The sequence below is a fragment of the Nitrospira moscoviensis genome (genome assembly GCF_001273775.1).
GTDB lineage: Bacteria > Nitrospirota > Nitrospiria > Nitrospirales > Nitrospiraceae > Nitrospira_D > Nitrospira_D moscoviensis.
Map to the genome: position 1 here is coordinate 3,369,379 of NZ_CP011801.1, position 17,925 is coordinate 3,387,303.

The 17,925-nt window shown below is 59.9% G+C and carries 20 protein-coding genes; 7 read left to right on the top strand and 13 right to left on the bottom strand.

The features are described 5' to 3' along the window. The first annotated feature begins 52 nt into the window (after window positions 1-52). On the top strand, window positions 53-313 hold the full coding sequence (locus NITMOv2_RS16400) for a DUF4321 domain-containing protein (RefSeq protein ID WP_053380888.1): 261 nt from the start codon (window positions 53-55) through the stop codon (window positions 311-313). Here NITMOv2_RS16400 and uvrB read toward each other — a convergent pair. From uvrB to NITMOv2_RS16420, 4 genes are all read right to left on the bottom strand, one after another. Beyond that, entirely contained in the window at window positions 310-2,307 is a 1,998-nt protein-coding gene (uvrB, locus tag NITMOv2_RS16405) for an excinuclease ABC subunit UvrB (RefSeq protein ID WP_053380889.1), read from the bottom strand. The genes NITMOv2_RS16400 and uvrB overlap by 4 nt on opposite strands. A gap of 123 nt (window positions 2,308-2,430) precedes the next feature. Further along, window positions 2,431-2,730: an RNA recognition motif domain-containing protein gene (locus NITMOv2_RS16410; RefSeq protein WP_053380890.1), complete on the bottom strand. Its 300-nt coding sequence runs from the start codon at window positions 2,728-2,730 to the stop codon at window positions 2,431-2,433. Between the two features lie 257 nt (window positions 2,731-2,987). Next, the gene (locus NITMOv2_RS16415; protein ID WP_053380891.1) at window positions 2,988-3,719 is read right to left on the bottom strand and encodes a hypothetical protein; all 732 of its coding nucleotides are present in this window, start codon (window positions 3,717-3,719) and stop codon (window positions 2,988-2,990) included. A 72-nt stretch (window positions 3,720-3,791) separates the two neighbouring features. Beyond that, window positions 3,792-4,055: a hypothetical protein gene (locus NITMOv2_RS16420; protein ID WP_053380892.1), complete on the bottom strand. Its 264-nt coding sequence runs from the start codon at window positions 4,053-4,055 to the stop codon at window positions 3,792-3,794. Window positions 4,056-4,347: 292 nt separating this feature from the next. Between NITMOv2_RS16420 and NITMOv2_RS16425 the strand changes: the two genes are divergently transcribed. After that, window positions 4,348-5,676 carry a M28 family peptidase gene (locus NITMOv2_RS16425; RefSeq protein WP_053380893.1) on the top strand — a complete coding sequence of 443 codons (1,329 nt, stop codon included), beginning with the start codon at window positions 4,348-4,350 and terminating at the stop codon, window positions 5,674-5,676. Between the two features lie 29 nt (window positions 5,677-5,705). Here the strand turns inward: NITMOv2_RS16425 and NITMOv2_RS23590 are convergent, their stop codons facing one another. Continuing rightward, window positions 5,706-6,137: a hypothetical protein gene (locus tag NITMOv2_RS23590; protein ID WP_053380894.1), complete on the bottom strand. Its 432-nt coding sequence runs from the start codon at window positions 6,135-6,137 to the stop codon at window positions 5,706-5,708. 61 nt (window positions 6,138-6,198) lie between these two features. Between NITMOv2_RS23590 and NITMOv2_RS16435 the strand changes: the two genes are divergently transcribed. The 4 genes from NITMOv2_RS16435 (at window position 6,199) to NITMOv2_RS16450 (ending at window position 9,950) form a co-directional block, all read left to right on the top strand. Next, complete coding sequence (locus NITMOv2_RS16435; protein WP_053380895.1) at window positions 6,199-7,761, top strand: TolC family protein; 1,563 nt, start codon at window positions 6,199-6,201, stop codon at window positions 7,759-7,761. An 8-nt stretch (window positions 7,762-7,769) separates the two neighbouring features. Then, the gene (locus NITMOv2_RS16440) at window positions 7,770-8,480 is read left to right on the top strand and encodes a CPBP family intramembrane glutamic endopeptidase (RefSeq protein ID WP_053380896.1); all 711 of its coding nucleotides are present in this window, start codon (window positions 7,770-7,772) and stop codon (window positions 8,478-8,480) included. Between the two features lie 88 nt (window positions 8,481-8,568). Beyond that, complete coding sequence (locus tag NITMOv2_RS16445) at window positions 8,569-9,588, top strand: ribonuclease Z (RefSeq protein WP_053380897.1); 1,020 nt, start codon at window positions 8,569-8,571, stop codon at window positions 9,586-9,588. 14 nt (window positions 9,589-9,602) lie between these two features. Beyond that, entirely contained in the window at window positions 9,603-9,950 is a 348-nt protein-coding gene (locus NITMOv2_RS16450) for a hypothetical protein (RefSeq protein WP_053380898.1), read from the top strand. 28 nt (window positions 9,951-9,978) lie between these two features. Here NITMOv2_RS16450 and NITMOv2_RS16455 read toward each other — a convergent pair whose 3' ends face one another. After that, complete coding sequence (locus tag NITMOv2_RS16455; protein ID WP_053380899.1) at window positions 9,979-10,554, bottom strand: hypothetical protein; 576 nt, start codon at window positions 10,552-10,554, stop codon at window positions 9,979-9,981. Between the two features lie 3 nt (window positions 10,555-10,557). Continuing rightward, on the bottom strand, window positions 10,558-10,878 hold the full coding sequence (locus tag NITMOv2_RS16460) for a heavy metal-binding domain-containing protein (RefSeq protein WP_053380900.1): 321 nt from the start codon (window positions 10,876-10,878) through the stop codon (window positions 10,558-10,560). 128 nt (window positions 10,879-11,006) lie between these two features. Between NITMOv2_RS16460 and uvrA the strand changes: the two genes are divergently transcribed. Next, window positions 11,007-13,898, top strand: coding sequence for an excinuclease ABC subunit UvrA (gene uvrA, locus NITMOv2_RS16465; RefSeq protein WP_053380901.1), 2,892 nt, complete (start codon window positions 11,007-11,009; stop codon window positions 13,896-13,898). Between the two features lie 15 nt (window positions 13,899-13,913). Here uvrA and NITMOv2_RS25140 read toward each other — a convergent pair whose 3' ends face one another. The 6 genes from NITMOv2_RS25140 to NITMOv2_RS16490 all read right to left on the bottom strand — a co-directional run bounded on the left by NITMOv2_RS25140 (window position 13,914) and on the right by NITMOv2_RS16490 (window position 17,923). After that, complete coding sequence (locus NITMOv2_RS25140) at window positions 13,914-14,168, bottom strand: DUF2442 domain-containing protein (RefSeq protein WP_053380902.1); 255 nt, start codon at window positions 14,166-14,168, stop codon at window positions 13,914-13,916. Between the two features lie 23 nt (window positions 14,169-14,191). After that, complete coding sequence (locus NITMOv2_RS23595; RefSeq protein ID WP_145976386.1) at window positions 14,192-14,767, bottom strand: hypothetical protein; 576 nt, start codon at window positions 14,765-14,767, stop codon at window positions 14,192-14,194. A 327-nt stretch (window positions 14,768-15,094) separates the two neighbouring features. Next, window positions 15,095-15,334 (bottom strand): hypothetical protein, encoded by a 240-nt coding sequence (locus tag NITMOv2_RS16475; protein WP_053380903.1) that lies wholly within the window; start codon window positions 15,332-15,334, stop codon window positions 15,095-15,097. Window positions 15,335-15,344: 10 nt separating this feature from the next. Further along, entirely contained in the window at window positions 15,345-16,589 is a 1,245-nt protein-coding gene (locus NITMOv2_RS16480; protein ID WP_053380904.1) for a CHC2 zinc finger domain-containing protein, read from the bottom strand. 65 nt (window positions 16,590-16,654) lie between these two features. Continuing rightward, on the bottom strand, window positions 16,655-17,599 hold the full coding sequence (locus NITMOv2_RS16485; protein ID WP_053380905.1) for a helix-turn-helix transcriptional regulator: 945 nt from the start codon (window positions 17,597-17,599) through the stop codon (window positions 16,655-16,657). A 90-nt stretch (window positions 17,600-17,689) separates the two neighbouring features. Then, on the bottom strand, window positions 17,690-17,923 hold the full coding sequence (locus tag NITMOv2_RS16490) for a hypothetical protein (protein WP_053380906.1): 234 nt from the start codon (window positions 17,921-17,923) through the stop codon (window positions 17,690-17,692). Between the last annotated feature and the right edge of the window lie 2 nt (window positions 17,924-17,925).

Below are 17,925 nucleotides of genomic sequence, written 5' to 3' on the forward strand. Positions count from 1 at the left end.
GTGCCTCTGGTTTTCCCTAGGCGAGCAGACAGACGGGAGGGACGGCGACCGCGTGCGGAAATCACCCTGGATTCTCCTCATCTTCGTGCTCATCGGCGGATTACTGGGTGGGATTCTGGGGGAAATCCTCCATGTCATGGCTCCTCAAGGAACCATCCAAAGCATCTTCTCCACCCACTTCACCCCCGGCATCAGTCCCCCGCTCACGATCGACCTTGTCCTGCTCAAATTGACCCTCGGCTTCAGCATCAAGGTCAACATCTTGAGCATTCTGGGGATGTTTATCGGCGTTTACCTCTACAAGCACGTTTAAGACGGGACGTTCAGCTCTTTCAGCCTCAACGACCTGATTCGATTCCGCAGCTCGGCGGCGCGTTCGAAGGCCAGCTCTTTCGCCGCGGCCTTCATCTCAGATTCAAGCCGCTCAATGAGCCGCTCCGTCGTCTCCTCCGTTCGATAGTCGGCGACCGGTTCTGCCGCCAAGTCCAATTGGACATAATCCATCTCGGCGACCGCGTACTCGAGGGCCGGGATCCCCTTCTTCACGCTGGCCGGCGTGATTCCGTGCTCCTCGTTGTAGGCGGCCTGAATGCTGCGCCGCCGGGTGGTCTCGTCCATCGCCTGCTTCATCGAATCGGTGACGGTATCGCCGTAAAAAATCACCCGCCCCTCCACATTCCGGGCGGCGCGGCCGGCGGTTTGGATCAACGACCGGTAGGACCGAAGATAGCCTTCCTTGTCGGCGTCGAGAATGGCGACCAGGCTCACTTCCGGCAGATCGAGCCCTTCGCGTAACAGGTTGATCCCGACCAAGACATCAAAGACACCGCGACGGAGATCCCGCACGATTTCCGCGCGCTCCAACGTCTTGATGTCCGAATGGAGGTACCGGACCTTCAAGCCCAGGTCGTGATAATACTCGGTCAAATCCTCCGCCATGCGCTTCGTCAATGTGGTCACGAGAATGCGGCCGCCTTTCGCCACTTCCGCCCGCACTTCCCCGAGCAAGTGATCCACCTGCCCTTTCGCCGGTCGGACGTCGATGAGCGGGTCCATCAACCCGGTCGGGCGAATGATCTGTTCCACGACGTCGCCGCCCGCATGCTCGAGCTCATAAGACCCCGGCGTCGCCGACACATAGATCACTTGATTCACACAAGCCTCGAACTCTTCGAACTTCAGCGGACGGTTGTCCACTGCGGACGGCAGTCGGAAACCGTATTCCACCAAGGTCCGCTTGCGCGAGTAATCGCCTTCATACATGCCGCCCACCTGCGGGACGGTGGCATGGGACTCGTCGATGATGAGCAGGAAATCTTTGGGAAAATAGTCGAGCAGCGTCGGTGGCGGCTCGCCCGGCGCCCGGCCGCTCAGATGGCGCGAGTAATTCTCGATGCCGTGGCAGTAGCCCATCGCCCGGATCATTTCCAGATCGAACTTCGTCCGCTGGGCCAAGCGCTGCGCTTCGACCAGCTGTCCCGCTTTCTTGAGGGCGGCCACCCGTTCCTCCAATTCCTCCTCGATGCCGCCGATCGCACGCTCGTACCGATCGGGCGCGATGAGATAGTGGGTATTGGGATAGATCGCGATTTTGGGGAGCTTGCCGGTCGACTTGCCGGTCAGCGGATCGATCTCATGAATCACGTCCACCACGTCGCCGAACAACTCGATCCGCACCGACTTCGCCTCGGAGGACGCCGGGAAAATCTCGATGACGTCGCCGCGCGCCCGGAACGTGCCCCGGTGAAAATCGATGTCGTTGCGCTCGTATTGGATTTCGACCAGCTTCGCGAGGATTTTCTCCCGGCGCACCTCCATCCCCTCTTCCAGATACACCAACATGTCGTGGTAGACCTCCGGCGATCCGAGGCCGTAGATGCAGGAGACGGAGGACACGATCACCACGTCGTTCCGCTGCAAAAGGGCGGTCGTCGCCGAATGCCGCATCTGATCGATGGCGTCGTTGATCGACGCATCCTTCGCGATATAGGTGTCGCTCTGCGGGATGTAGGCCTCCGGCTGATAGTAATCGTAGTAGCTGACGAAGTATTCGACGGCGTTGCGGGGGAAGAACTGCCTGAATTCCTGATACAGCTGGCCAGCCAGCGTCTTGTTATGGACCAACACCAGCGTGGGCTTCTGCACCCGTTCGATGAGATTCGCCATGGTGAAGGTCTTGCCGGAGCCGGTGACGCCGAGTAGGACCTGATGCTTCTTGCCCGACTCCACCCCTGCGGCGAGTTTGGCGATCGCCTCCGGCTGGTGGCCGCACGGCTTGAATGGCGCTTCGAGTTTGAAGGGGGGCACGGGGATCTCCGGGCATGATCATACCAAAGAGGCGGGGACGGCTCTACGGCGGCCGGCCGCGCAGCGAAAAAAAAGAGGGCTGCCGAACATGTCCGGCAGCCCTCCCACAACCACGCGTCCGGACTAGTGCCGTCCGCCTCCGAATCCGCCGCGCCCTCCCCCGCCGGAACGGGGCTCCTGAGGACGGGCTTCGTTCACCGTCAAGGTACGGCCGCCGAGCTGCGTGCCGTTCAACGCGGCGATCGCCGCCTGAGCTTCCGAGTCCGACGACATTTCCACGAAGCCGAATCCGCGGGACTGGCCCGTGAACTTGTCCGTGATAATGCGGGCTGAGGCGACCGACCCGTGCGCCGCGAACAGATCGCTTAGCTGTTGCTCAGTTGTCGAATAGGGCAAACCGCCCACGTAGATCTTCGAACCCATTGGGTTCCTCCTTTGAGATAATGGTGTTGTCTTGGACTCGAGAAAGACACGAGGAAGGAATGGGCCGAAGACGTCAACACAGCGGCGACTTAGCTCTGCTTCCGATCAGATTCCCGGGCAGGACCAAAACAACAACCGTTCAGGCCTTGTTCACTCTCCGCGCTTGCTTGCCAGGCCTCTTACAAACAAGTAGCTCATGCTACTCCAGTCGCCGGAACAAACGCAAGCTCTCCCCGGAATCCCGCTTCGGCACACGATCAGTACGCTGCCGGCGCGGAGAGCGGCCGATGCGAAAACAGCGGGACCGCGTGGAAGCTGTCGAAAAACAAAGAAGAATTCCCGCTTGCCAGCAGACCGACTTGGCCGAGCCCCAAGGTCTGATCTTCAACCGAGAGCACCAGGGTTCCGTCGACGAAGGTCTCGATAAAATCTTTGCTGATGATCGTATTCCGCTGCACGCGCAGGGTATGCCAGTCGACCGGCTTGAGCTTCACGGGAGCCTGCGCCAGCACGGCTTCACGGCCGTCCACGACTCGGATCACTTGCACGGTTGAACCCTTCAGATCGACGACACCGGCATAGAAATTCGCCGCGTCTTTCGCGCCGAAGGCGATTCCGCCGATCGCCGCCGCGCCGTCGCCGCCGCGGAACCGCACCGTCACATCCGGATACTCATAATCCAGCCCCTCGGCCAGCAGGAGTTGACGGCATCCCGTGCACGAAGAGGCGACGGCCAGGACGTTCGGACGGGAGGGGGCCGTCTCATCGGGCTGCACGCTCCACGTCGCAGGCTGCGCTTGATCCGATGATCGGCCGCCGAAGCCGGCCGGGGGCTTGTTGATCTCGTCCTTATCGAAGGTCCATTTGTGAAACAGCCCGCCCGTGGCCTGCTTCTTCAGATTCGCCTCTTTTTCCTCCTGCGTTTCCCGTTGAACCGCAAACGTATGCGGCTCACCGCCCGCCACGCTCATGCCGAATACCACGAGCATGCACAAAACCCTTCTCCCGGTTGACGTTGCGACATTCATGTTCCTGTTCCTTCTGCCCAATATGCGTGACGGCTAGCGCCTGCCGTCGGTCTTATCCGATGCCTGACGGATCCGCAGAATTTCCTGCTGCAGGCGATCCCGCTCGGCCAAAATCTTTTTTCTCCGCTGCCAACGGTTCCACGTCCACCACCGAAGCTTCTCGCTGAATGTCACGGTCGGGGGTGCGGCGCTGCCGACCGGTTGATGCTGAAACTCGTAACCTTGATGACTGTCACGGCGCTCGAAAAATCTGGCGTAGAGGTGATCGTACAATCCGTTCCCCGACCCACCGGCCACATCCCACTCCTTCCGTTACAACAACGACTCCGGCTCTGTACTCTCTGTCGACGGATCGATGCGGACGCATAGTACCGTGCCATGAGAAGGCTGCGCAACGGGCGGCCCGGCGCCTCCTCCTATGCTATAGTAGCCCCCGCGACGCGCGCCCGGCGAGTGGATGATGGACCCAGGACGAATCTCTGCACTCCTCCTCTCTGTTGCCCTTCTGCCCTGTCTGGTCCAGGCTGCATCGCTCGACGATACAGAACCGGCGCTGGCTCCTTCCCTCGCTCGGATATCACCTGAGCGGATGCAGGCCGATATTGCCGCGCTCAGCGCGCCGGAGTTTCAGGGCCGCCAGGCCGGTACGGAAGGCGATCGGCGCTCCGCCGCTTGGATCGGGGACCGGTTCCGCTCCATCGGCCTGGCCCTTGCCACGATTGCTGACCGGCTTTCAGGCGACCAAGCCCCGACCGGCTTCATGACGTCCGTCGTCACGGCTCCGGTCATCGACACGGACCCCGTCCTCCGCCTTGGATCAGCGATGTCTCTACACACCATCCAACTAGGAACCGACTATTTGCCCGTTCTGGATTCCTCGTCCGCCGATGTCCAAGCGCCCATCGTGTTCGTCGGGTACGGCACGGGTGAAGAATATGGGAACGTAGAGGTGACCAATTGCATCGTCCTGTTCCTGCGGGGAAAGCCTGAACGTGCAACAGCGGCGTTGAGCCATGCCGACAAGGTTCGGCTGGCGCGGGCCAAAGGAGCAGCCGGCTATCTGACCGCCACCGGCCCGATCCTGGGCCCCTACGAGATCAGACGCGGTGTCACCGGGACACCGCGCGCGTTTTACGCGCAGTTGCCGGAGTCCGAAACCCTCCCAGGCGCCTGGATCAGCACACAAAGGGCGGAGACTATCGTCAGTGACCTGCGTGAACGTCAAGCGAAGCTCAATACGGAACCTTCACCGCAATCGATCCGAACGGAGCATTACGCGGGACTCCACTGGCAGACTCACCGACGGGAAGGCCTCTTGATCAACGTCGTGGCGCTGCTCCCCGGCACGGGCTCCGAGGCCATCGTGATCGGCGCCCATCGGGACCATTTCGGCAGCACGGCGGGGCTCGTCTTCCCAGGCGCGGACGACAATGCCTCAGGCACGGCGGTGATGCTGGAGGTCGCCCGGCTCCTGACGTCCAGCGGATGGCGGTCGAAACACACGATTCTCTTTGTCTCATTCAGCGGAGAGGAACGGGACCTGTTGGGATCGCGGCTCTACGTCGCTCGCCCGGCGATGCCTCTCACCCGGACTAAGGCCATGATCAACATCGATCACGCCGGCGTCGGCAACGGGCGGCTTACGGTCGGCGTGACGGGACTGGACAAGACGACCGCACAGGCAGCGGGACAACCGGCAGGCTTACCCGACAAACTCGACCTCTTCGGATTCTTCCCCGGCGGAGATCACGTGCCGTTCAAGGAAGCCGGTGTGCCCACGATCACGGTGGTCAGCGGCGGAGTCCATCCGCACTTCCATCGACCCACCGATACGGCCGACACGATCGATCCGGAAATCCTGCGGAACGTCGCGCGCTACGTTTTGGCGCTCGTGTGGCATTTGTCGGACGCTCCCTGAGCGCGGATGCCGCAGGGAGAGAAGGCCCGTCATGGAATCTCATCAAACAGCGTGGACTGAATCGGCGGCAAGGGAGGCGTCTGGCGCGGCGGGCCGGGCAGCACCACCGGGGACCCGATTTGGTTCGCGCCTTGAATCAGACCGATCGAGAGCTGAGGGCCGAGCGTCATGACCGCACCGCTCCAGGCTTGCCCAGTCGTCGGATTCCGAAAGCTATACGACTGGAAATTCTGACCGGGGTTATACAGGTAACCCTGCGTCCCTTGATTATCGAGGTACAGGTTGCCCGGCCCGACTAAGTTGAACAGCGGCGCCACGCCGCCGTCGAAGGACCGGATGCCGGAGACGCTTTGTGCCCACACAGCGGCGGCGCCGTTCATGTCTGCTATAGCCGCGAACAAGACGGACAACAGGACAATACCGATATCGCGACGAAGCAGGCTGGAGAATCGTTCATTCATGGTACAACCCCACGACAACTGTAGTATGATCGCCTCCGCTTTCCGGATTCAAGGAGGATCTATGGTCACGAGATTCCATACCACGCTCCTCTGCGGCGTCGGCCTGCTGTCCGCGATCGCGATCGGCGCGCCCGATTTCTCCTACGGTCAGGACCCGGGCAAGCCGGCCCCCGCGGCGGAGCGGCGCGAGGCCGTCTCCCTCTCCGACGCGGCGCTGCGCGCCCTGCAGAACAACCTCGATATTTCCATCAGCCGGCACACCAAGGAAAGCCGTCTGGCGGACATTCTAGTCGAGCAGGCCAAGTTCGATCCAACCCTCAGCGTCAACGGCCAATACAATCGCACGGTGAATCCACTGAACCGGCCGGTCTTCGGCGGCACCGGTTTTACCCTGAATGAGATCACGACCTTCGATCAACGCAGCCATTCCGTGACCGTCGACGCCACGCAGAACTTGATTACCGGCGGCAACGTGGATCTGAATTATAGCCCCGCCCGTTCGAACGTGAACCAGAACGTGGCGACCGGTTTCCTGTTCAATCCGGCCTACACCGGCGGCCTGGCCCTGACCCTGACGCAGCCGCTGTTGCGCAACGCCGGCATCGACATCACGAAGACCTTCATCAAGATCGCGCAAAACAACGCCGAAGTGGAGCAGCACGTCTTCCGCGATCGGGTGCTCACCGTGCTGGCGACTGTCGAACAGGCCTATTGGGAATTGGTTTTCTCCAACGAAAACCTGAAAGTGGCCCAGGCGGCGTTGAAGGCGGCGGAGGAATTGCTGGCGTCGAATCGTGCCAAAGCGAAAGCCGGCATCATGTCGATCGTCGATGTGCTGCAGGCCGAGGCGGCCGTCGCGTCGCGCGTCGAGCAGATCCTGCTCGCCGAAAAAGCCATCCGCGATCAGGAGGACCAGCTCCGCCGGCTGCTCAATCCCGGCGAAGCAGAATTGCGGCAGGATGTCCGCCTGACCCCGATCGACCAGCCGGTCACACTCCTGGCGCCGATCAGCCTGCAGGAAGCCATCGACACGGCCATCGAGCTGCGGCCCGAAATCGTGCAGGCGAAGAAAAATGTGGACACGAGCGCCATCAACACCAAGTTCGCGCGGAACCAGATGCTTCCGACCCTGTCGTTTCAGGGCACGATGGGATTGGCGGGCCTCGGCGGAGACTATGCCGACTCGGTGAACAGAAATTTCAGCGGCGACTTTTACAACTACGGCGCCGGCTTGGTCCTGAGCTATCCGTTGGGCAACCGCTCCGCGATCAGCACCTATAACAAGCGCCAACTGGAAGCCAAGAATGCGGAGGCCACCCTGGCGAGCGTGCGCCAGCAGATCATCGTCGGGGTGCGCGAAGCCGTACGGCGGGTGCAGACCGATTTCAAGCGGATCGAGACGACTCGGTCCGCGCGCATCATGGCGGAGAAGCAGTTGCAGGCCGAGCAGGAACGGCTGAAGGTGGGCTTGAGCACCACCCGATTCGTCCTGGACTTCCAGCGCGACCTCGCCACCGCCCAAGGCAACGAGCTGCGGGCGATCGTGGATTACAACAAGTCGCTCTCCAATCTGGCGCGGCACAAGGCGACGACGTTGGATCGCTACAATCTGGAACTGCAGTAGTCTGTGTCATGGCCCCTGAGCCGGACCGCCAGGAGCCGCCGGCGAGAACAAGCGAATGGGGCGCCGCGCTGGCGCTCCTCCCCATCGCCGCCACGGTCGGTTATTACACCCTGCCCGCGCCGCTTCAAGCCCCGACGCTGATCCAGTTTCTGCCGCAACTCCTCGCCTACGGCACCATCGGACTGTGGGCGGCGCGGAACAGCGGGAGAGGCTTCCGTCTTGGACTGACTGCCGGGGGGATTGGAACCGGCCTCCGCTGGGGCCTCGCGACCGGCCTGCTTCTCGGCTGCGTGAATACGGCCACGATCCTTTTCGTCTTTCCATTCCTCGGTTATGACATCGCGTTCTTGAAGGACACGCCGCATGCCCGCCTGCCGGTCCTTGTCATGGCGCCCTGGTTCATCTGCGCCATCGCGGTCTTCGTGGAGCTCAATTTTCGCGGCTTTCTTCTCGGACGGCTTGCCGCTCTGGAAGCTCCCCGCTGGAAATCCCCGCGGTTTCAACGTTGGCCCCCGGTGGCACTGCTGGCGAGCGCGCTCACGTTTACATTCGATCCGTTCATGGTGAATACTTTCAGACACCTCCACTGGATCGCTTTATGGGACGGCCTCATCTGGGGCGCCCTTTGGTTGCGCACCCGCAACCTCTGGATCACGATCGTAGCCCACGCCGTGGAAGTCATTGTGATGTACCTCGCAGTGCGAGCGGTCTTACGTTGACCATTGCATTTCTCCATTGACGATTGATTCATTGGATAGGCGCGGCATGCAACGACTCAACCGGCAATGATTCAATGACTCAATTCCTATGACGCCGTCCTTCTCCAGCTATCTCATCAATGATGTCTTCGGCGATCCGGGGGTCTATGTCGAGGTGCGCTGGTCGAAGCGTGCGCTGCTGTTCGATCTGGGTCACAACGACGCGTTGGGGCCGACCAGACTGCTCCGGGCGACGGACATTTTTATTTCCCACACGCATATGGACCACTTCATCGGGTTCGACGCCGTCCTGCGCGTGGCGCTGGGGCGCGGCAAGATCCTGCGTCTCTACGGCCCTCCGGGGCTGATCGACAACGTCCAGGGCAAGCTTCGCGGCTATACCTGGAACCTGGTCGATGGCTATCCCCTCTCGATCGACGTGCGTGAATTTCGTCGGGGAGAACTGCACGGGGCCTCATTCCACGCGTCCGCCGGATTCCAGCTATGCCGGCACCCGCCAAGCCCGCTGGCGGCCGATGACACATCCGATATCTTTTCCGTGCTGACAGATCCCATGTTTACCGTCCGTGCCGTCGCTTTGAACCATCGCGTTCCGTCGTTCGCCTATTCGCTGGAAGAGCAGTTTCATATCAATGTGAACAAACAGAAGCTGCACGAGGCCGGGCTCCCGGTCGGCGCCTGGCTCAAGGACGTGAAGCAGCACATCTGGCGGGGCCGGCCGGACGACTTTCGATTCACCGCGACACTGTACGACGAGCACCGGCGCGAGGAGCGTGACTTCGTGCTCGGGGAATTGAAAGCACGATTTTTGACGATCTCGCGCGGGCAAAAGATCGTCTACGTCGTCGACGCCCGCTACGACGACGAGAACGAGGCGAAGATAGTCTCGCTCGCCAAAGGCGCCGATGTGTTCTACTGCGAGTCGCCCTATCTGGAAGCCGACGCGGAAAAGGCGCGCGATCGATATCACCTCACCGCGAGGCAGGCCGGCCTCATGGCGCGCAAGGCCGGTGTGCGGGATCTGGTTGTCTTTCACTTCTCGCCGCGCTATACCGGTCAAGGCGATGCGCTCGAACGGGAAGCGCTGGACGCGTTTCGGGGCGGGTAACGGAGGAGGAGCTTGTGAGCGATCTGGCGAAGTATGTGGTCTATTTTCTGCTCGGCGGGACGATCGTCAGTGTGTCGACCTATCTGGGATCGCAAGGACGATCGTATCTGGCCGCCTTCGCCAGCACCTTTCCCGCCATCACCGGCGCGACCTTCGTCCTCCTCTATCTGAACGGCGGCACCGACGCGATCGTCGCCTACGCCGAAAAACTCTTCTGGTTCGTGCCGCCCTGGATCGTGTACGTCCTGGCGATGATCTTCGGCGTCCCGCGCTTCGGCTTCTGGCCCGCGATGGCCGGCTCGCTCCTCCTGTATATGGGCTGCGTCGGGTTTGTCCGGTTGGCGATCCGGTATCTGAGCTAAGCGTCCGGGGTTCGCGCCGCAAGGGGTCTTACCGGGCACCGTGGAAGTGCAGGCGCTTCATTTCGCCGACGGCGCTCACCATGTGGTCGAGCGTTTCCGTCACCGAACGACTGGCTTGTTGGGAGGGACCGTCGGCGCCGGCCCAGATGTCAGGCGGGTCGTCCATCTCATGTACATTTTGGCAAAACTGGAAGATCGTCCGCTTCCAATGCAGCGCATTGGACACACCGAGGAACTGCACCCGGTCCTGCCCGAACGGATCATCGAATTGCCCCGCCCGTAGCAGCCACAAGCTTTCCATCGCGGCCTGGCGCTCGGCGTTGAAGTCCAGGCCCTCCGCCCGTTCGTTCAGCGCCGCAAAGAATCCCGCCACCACCCGGTCGGTTTCCGACTCAGGAAAGACGCCCACACAAGTCTGGACGAGGAGATACTTGTAGAACAAGAACACCTCGGCGTTGATCCGGGACTCCTGGGCCGAGGGATCGTAGGCCCGGGCCAGTTCCCGCAAGGATTCGGCCGGAGCGTCCTGGAGACTCGCGCCGAGCAAGTGGGCCAACTGGCGGCCGATCGTGAGATACCGAGCGGGCAAGGCATTCGAGCCCATGTCCTATTCCACCACCACCGCGGTGCCGCTGGCGCTCACCATCAACATGCTGCTGTTGGCGCCGATCGTTTCATAATCGATGTCGATGCCGACGATCGCGTTGGCGCCCAGGTGCCGGGCCTGCTCGCGCATTTCACCCAGCGCAATGTCCTTGGCCTTGCGGAGCTCCGCCTCGTAGGAAGCCGAGCGCCCACCGACAATGTCGCGAATCGAGGCGAAGAAGTCGCGGAAGATGTTGGCGCCCAGGATGGCGTCCCCCGAGACGAGCCCCACATACTTCACTGCCTTCCGCCCTTCAATCGTAGGTGTCGTCGACAGAATCATGGTTCCTCCTCAACAGATGGCCCATCCTCTCATTCCCGCCGCCGTTCACCAAGCCTTTCCCGAATCCCCGTTGAAGCGATGCCCGAGGGTTGCTAGGATCACCTGTTTGCACGAGAGGACCGCGACCCTTGGCACTCACCCCTCCGTCACCGGACTCGTCTCATCACCTCGTCGTCGAAGGCGCGCGCCAACATAATCTCAAAAACATCTCGCTCCGGATTCCGCATGATCGCGTGACCGCCATCACGGGCCTGTCGGGGTCCGGCAAGTCGTCGCTGGCGTTCGACACGATCTTCGCCGAAGGCCAGTGGCGCTACGTCGAATCCCTCTCCACCTATGCCAGGATGTTCCTGGACAAAGTCGCCCGTCCCGACGTCGAGCGCATCCTCAACGTCCGGCCGGCCATCGCCATCGAACAAAAAAATCAGGTCCGGACCGCCCGGTCCACCGTCGGCACGACGACGGAGATCGCGGATCTGCTGCGGTTGCTGTTCGCCAAGATCGGGAAGCCGGTTTGCCCGGACTGCCGGCAGGAAGCCCGCTCGTACCACCCAGAGGCGGTGACCGATGATCTGCTGAAACGGCTTCTCGGCGCGCGCGCGATGATCCTTTTTCCCGTCGCCGCTCCCAACGCCACACAGACGCCGGCGTTCACGCAAACGCTGCTGACCCGCGGATTCACCAGGCTGAAGGTCGGCGATCAGATCATCGACCTGCACGACCTCTCCCCTCGTTGCCCTCTCCCCATTGTGGGAGAGGGGAAGGGTGAGGGGGCGCGCCTTCTTTACGTCGTGCTCGATCGCTTGATCATCCGGGCTGATGATCGGGCGCGGCTCGTCGAAGCGGTTGAAACAGCCTTCCGCGAGGGAGAGGGGACCTGCGTGGTGGATGTCATCGGCCATGGGCCGCAGTCCTACAGCACCAGGTACCTCTGCCAAGGTTGCGGCCGCAGGTTTGAGCCGCTCCGGCCTGTCCTCTTTTCCTTCAACCATCCGCTCGGCGCCTGCCCAGAGTGCAAAGGCTTCGGCAATGTGCTGCGGTACGACCCGGACCTCGTGATTCCGGATGAGGGTAAATCGCTGTCACAGGGAGCGATCGAACCGTGGAGCAAGCCGGGCACCGACTGGTGGCAGAAGCAGATGTTGCTGGCGATGAAGCGGCGAGGCGTGGATCTCACCGTCCCGTTCAAGGATTTGCCCAAGGCGACGCAACAGCTCTTGTGGCAGGGCGACCGGTCGTTTGACGGGATCAACGATTTTTTCATGTATATGGAAGGCAAGCGCTACAAGTTGCACGTCCGTGTGTTGCTCAGCCGCTACCGCACCCCGTTCGATTGTCCCGGTTGCCACGGCAGCCGGCTGAAACCGGAGGCGCTGTTCGTCAGAATCGCCGGCACGGACATCCACCGGGCGATGGGACTGACGGTCGAGGGCCTGCGGGAGTGGGTGGAATTTTTGCCGCTGCGTCCGTTCGAACAGGAGATCGCGGCCGACATTCTTCGCCAACTCACCGCCAAGCTCGGCTTTCTCCTGCGCGTAGGCTTGGGGTATCTCACCCTCGACCGGCAAACCAAGACGCTTTCCGGCGGGGAGGCGCAACGGGTGGCGCTCGCGAATCAACTGGGCTCCCGGCTCGTCGGCACGTTGTATGTCTTGGATGAGCCCACGATCGGCTTGCACGCGCGAGACACCGATCTGCTCGCCGGCATTCTCAAAGACCTGGCGGCGGTCGGCAACACCGTCGTCGTTGTGGAACATGACCGCCGAATGATCGAATCGGCCGATTATGTCGTGGAAATGGGCCCGCGGTCGGGCGAGCACGGCGGGCAGGTCGTCTGCGCCGCTCCGACGCCGGCCTTCATCGCGGATTCACGCGCCATCACCGCGCGGTATCTGCGTGGAGAAGACACGATCCCCCTGCCCAAAATACGGCGCTCCGGCTCCGGCAAGTTCCTCGTCATCGCCGGCGCGGCGGAACACAACTTGAAGGACCTGCTGATCCGCATCCCCCTCGGCATGCTGATCTGCGTCACCGGCGTGTCCGGTTCCGGCAAAAGCACATTGGTCGAGGACACTCTCTACCGCGCCGTAGCCCGCGCCTTCCGTGTGGAGTCGCTCCCGATGGGTCGCTTCAAGGCCATCAAAGGGCTGGAGCATCTCAAAGGCATACGGCTCATCGATCAGCAGCCGATCGGGCGCACGCCCCGGTCGAATCCCATCACCTATCTCAAAGCCTTCGACGAGATCCGGCAGCTCTTTGCCGCCGAGTTGGACGCGTTGAAGCGCGGGTTCACGCCGGGCCACTTTTCCTTCAACGCTACAGGGGGCCGCTGCGAGCGCTGCGAAGGCAGCGGAGTCGAAAAGCTGGAAATGTACTTCTTCGAAGACATCTATGCGCCCTGCGAGGTCTGCGAAGGCAAGCGGTTCAAACCGGAAGTCTTGCAGATCCGCTATCGCGGGAAGAACATCTCCGACGTGCTGAACATGACCGTCGACGGCGCATTGGCGTTCTTCGCCGGCGCGCCGAAGCTGCAAGAACGGCTGCATCTCTTGTCGTCTATCGGCCTTGGCTATCTCCGCCTCGGCCAATCAGCCACGACTCTTTCCGGGGGCGAAGCGCAGCGGCTAAAGATCGCCGCCGAATTGATATCCGGTGGGGGACTGTCCCATCAAGGGACTGTCCCCCTTCCCGGCCGAACGAACGGGGACAGGCACCGGCCCAGCCGGAGCCAGTCCCCGAGAGACGTGCTCTACATCATGGACGAACCGACCACCGGTCTGCATTTCGAAGACATCAAAAAACTGCTGGCTGTGCTGAATAAACTCGTGAATGCCGGCAACACGCTGGTGATCGTCGAGCACAACTTGGACGTAATCAAATGCGCCGACTGGATCATCGACCTCGGCCCGGAGGGCGGTGCGGCGGGGGGACAGATCGTGGCGGAAGGACGTCCCGAACAGGTGGCGAAGGTGGCGGCGTCACATACGGGACGGTTCCTGGCGAAGGCGTTGGCTGGGTAAGCAGAAGGGTTGCGACTACACCGTTACATTAGGAGCCGGCGCCCCGCGGAGAAGCCCTTCGGTACTCAGATCCTCGTCTATCTCGGGCCAGTGAATCCCGTATCCCGCACCAGCGATTTCCCATCGCTCTCGCTGTTCCGGCGTCGCGTTCATCAGCCGCGGGTACCATGCAAGAGGAACTGAGATTGTTCGTCCATCCATCAGATCAACAGCCAGAACGTCGTCGGAAATCCGAACTGCTTTCACACGTTCATCAGCCGACTGCAGCATGAACACTCGTACCTGAACTATTGTCAGCCCACGCTCGTTGCTTTAAAAACCTCTTCCCAGCACATCAAATAACCTCCAACAGAGCACGAACGATCCTTGTATTGGAGCGAGTCATTAAGGACTGAGGAATAGCCTCCATTCTCGATTAATTCACGCGATGTCAAAAGAATAAAGTGCCTTTTTGGAAGTGAAGCCTTGCAAAGATAGTCTAGTAGTCTCCCAACCTGACCATGCTCAACGTCATTACCTCCACTTGTAAAACGGCTGCCGATCTTGTTCTCAATAATAGCAATACTTCCATCCACCGTAGATATATACACGAGGTCAGCCCTCATTAGTCCCCATCTATCCATATCGAGTTTTTGCGCTTTTGACGCGAATAGCGGGTACTGACAGACTAATATCCCATGTCCGCTTAAGACAGAAGACGCATTTAATCCCGAATTATCTTTTGTCGGCAGAATGAGATTCACCTTGTCCCATGCCACTAGTCCTTTCAAGTGGAATACTGCAAGAAGGGCACTGAGTTCATCTTCATTGGTCGGATAAACCCCAGTTACAGGATCGCAAAAATATGGGGGCAACTCGTTCCAGTTCATAACCAATACTGCCTCGAAAACATCTTAGATGCTCCAGAATCACCCCAGGTGCATTCTGAACACTGGTTATGATCCTTGTGTGGATTGTACATATCACTGTCCTATTGAGCCAGAATGATAGTACACGGACTTGTTTGCCCCGCTGCCATGCCGATGCACACTAGATGGCCCGTTCATGCAACCTCGACCATAGGACATGGAGTTGCAAAAAACGCAGTGTTTCTCATCCATTCCGCTGCGTTCACGACGTTTGTGAGGACTGTTTAGACAGCCGGATCCGACGACATCGAATTGCAGAACTTACATTTGGTTGCCACAGTGCTCCTCCTATGGTCGAACCCCGCACTGCTCCAAGACTCGCCTCCTAAGAGCGTCCAAAGCATACGCCCTGACCGTTGGATTCTCAATCCGCATTGCAGCCCGGAAATCTTCCTCGCGCTGTTCGAAATGTCGCTTGCAGACCACGTGCTCCTGAATAACCGCTTTGAGCGACTTGCCCATGATCGCCTCGCTGAGACCGTCTCCGGCATCGACAATTTGCAAGATCAAGCTCAACAACAATTCCATTTTCGCTCCATCAAGAAGCAAGGACTTCACTCAAAGAAATTGCATGGCTCATTCCCATACGAACGGCTTCAGCACCATGACATTGGAGTATGTCTGCGAGGTCATAATCGCCAGACAGCCCAAAGAGTTTTGTTTTTTGATATTCAGACCCCGCTTTTTCAGTAATTACGTCTAGTGAACTCGCACTGCCTCGTTCTGCCCGCCAAAGATAGATAACAGACTTTGAGAGTGCAAAAGCGGTGCGCATGGTATAGGGCTCCATCCCGACCTGACACAGCGTATTGTGAATACCGGCACTGTGCAGCAGCAACATCTCCCAGAGAGTCCCGTCAACGAGCGCAGCTTCGTATCTATTGAAATCTTTCGGCCATGAAGGCGCCGGCAATACAAGCCGCCTAAATCGGCGGTCAGAAATGCAATTTGTGCGCATGATTGATTGCCCCCGTATTCCGGCGCTCTGTGGAAATCCTGGGACAGGATCGGCAAAGCCGAAACAGCGACCTTGATCGTCCCGAAGTGGAACCAGCATGCCGAAAAAACGGTCTCTCGTTCCTTTTGCATCATCCGACACGACTCCTAGCTCGACTTGTGTTGTCATGTCGAACCCTTTGCTTTGTAGGTGATCGGAAAGCAGGGAACTGGGCTGGGCCGGAGCATAGCCCAGGCCGAAGTCCTTAATAGTTTCGACGCTGATCCCCTTACCAAGAAGCCAGGTTCTTGCTGCCGCACCTTCCGACCGCTGCATCAACAGCTCATGATAGAAGCGCTGGGTCTCAGCCATGATGGTCCATCTCTTTTTCTGTCCTGCAAGACGTCCCTCCAACTCCTGGTTGTTGAGCATCTCGCGGAGGCGCACTAGCGCAGTCCTGCGGGTGCATTCCTCTGCTTCCATGAAAAAGTCGATGGCCGAGCCCCATGATTGGCAGGCCTCACAGTGGTAGCGGTCGGCGCTGAATACAAAGTCAGCGCTGTTTGAACAGAACGGGCACTTGGACCCGAATACGTCATGATGACGACCTCTCGCCTTCGGATGCCCGACATAGCGTGAAACCAGTTCGACGCAATCCAAGTCGTCCAACAGATCCTCCAGCTCTTCAATGAAAATGAGGCTGTCGGTGGGGGCCGATGTGCCGCCCACAATGGGCCGGGACGCTTCGCCCCTGGAGGCACTCTCCGATGCTTCAATAAGTCCCGGAAGAAGGTTGCCTAAACCTAGAGCCAGGGCAGTCTTAAACAATGTACGTCTGTTGAGCATGTGTCCCTCCTCGTCTTAGCGTGGAGAGAGGCTAACACGTATATGTGACAGACTATGTCACAGGTTTATTTGCTTGGAGAGTACTGTTTGCGCGCAGCTTCTAGACGCGATCGCACCGACTCGATCAACTCCGGCGGGCTCAGCACTTTGGCATCAGCACCCCAGGAAAGGACCCACGAGGTCATCTCGTCTAACCCACCGGCCTGGAAGGTGACGACCACAGATCTATCTTTTTGCTGTTTGAGAGATTGGGTCGGATGCCATTGGCGCTCTTTCATCAGATACGCCACATCCGGACTGAACCAAATTCGCACAGTCTTCGAGGGCTCCTCGATCAGACCAAACAGACGGCCAGACTGTGATTCCCACGAGAAATCGGCCGGCATCTCAAAACGGTGTTCGGAGAGATCAAGTCCGCGAATACGCTCTATCGCAAACATCCTCAGCGCCTTGGCGCGATGCGAGTAGCCCGCCACATAGAGGCCACACTGGTACAGCAGGAGCACATAGGGGTCCACTCGATGTGCGACGGGTTTATCAAAACCTGGCTTGCAATGATCCAGGATCACGGTCCTCTGCAAAAGGAGGGCCTTTCTGAGATGGTTCAATACCTCCTTTTGCTTTCCATACGAGCGAACCGGCACTTGCATAGGAGCAAACACGCGGCTGATCCTTTCAAGATGATTCGCGACCTTGGCGGGAAGCCCTGCCTCAACTTTCGCAATCACACTGTCGAGATCATCAACGAATGGCGTGCTGTTCAAATAGGCCAGATGACTCTTCCCCATATGGAGCGACATCAATTCATATGGAGAAATGGCAATCTGCGGCAATCCTTTATATCCGAGCGGCAGTTGCCAGAGCTTTTCTCCCGGCTCATCCAAGGCGGTCAGCGGGTGGCCCTCGGCTTCGATCTCCCCTAAATCCCGGTGGACCTGCCTCGGGCTGACCTCGAACTCCAGTGCGAGTTCTTTGAGCGTGCACGCTCGGCTCGCCAGCATGCGCATCATGCGCGCAAGGCGCTCAGCTTGGCTGTAGCGTTTTGGACGTCTGCCTGGTCGGTGATTGGCTGGCACAGTGTGGAAAGCGCCCCGATTGAACTATTGCTGCGGCTCAGAGTTGCGCCGCGCTTCCTCTTCGGCCATTCGCCGCCAGGCCGCTTCTTTCGCCAAACGAATCTCGTGCATCACGTCAACCATGGTGGCGGCGGGATTGTTCTGTTGCATAGCGGCGAGCCGCAAGGCCAGCGCAAGCTCGGTGAGTTCGATGCCCTTTTGGAGATTCGCGGACATGCGATCCTGTTCCGCCTGGCGGTCGCGCGTCTTGTGGGCCATCG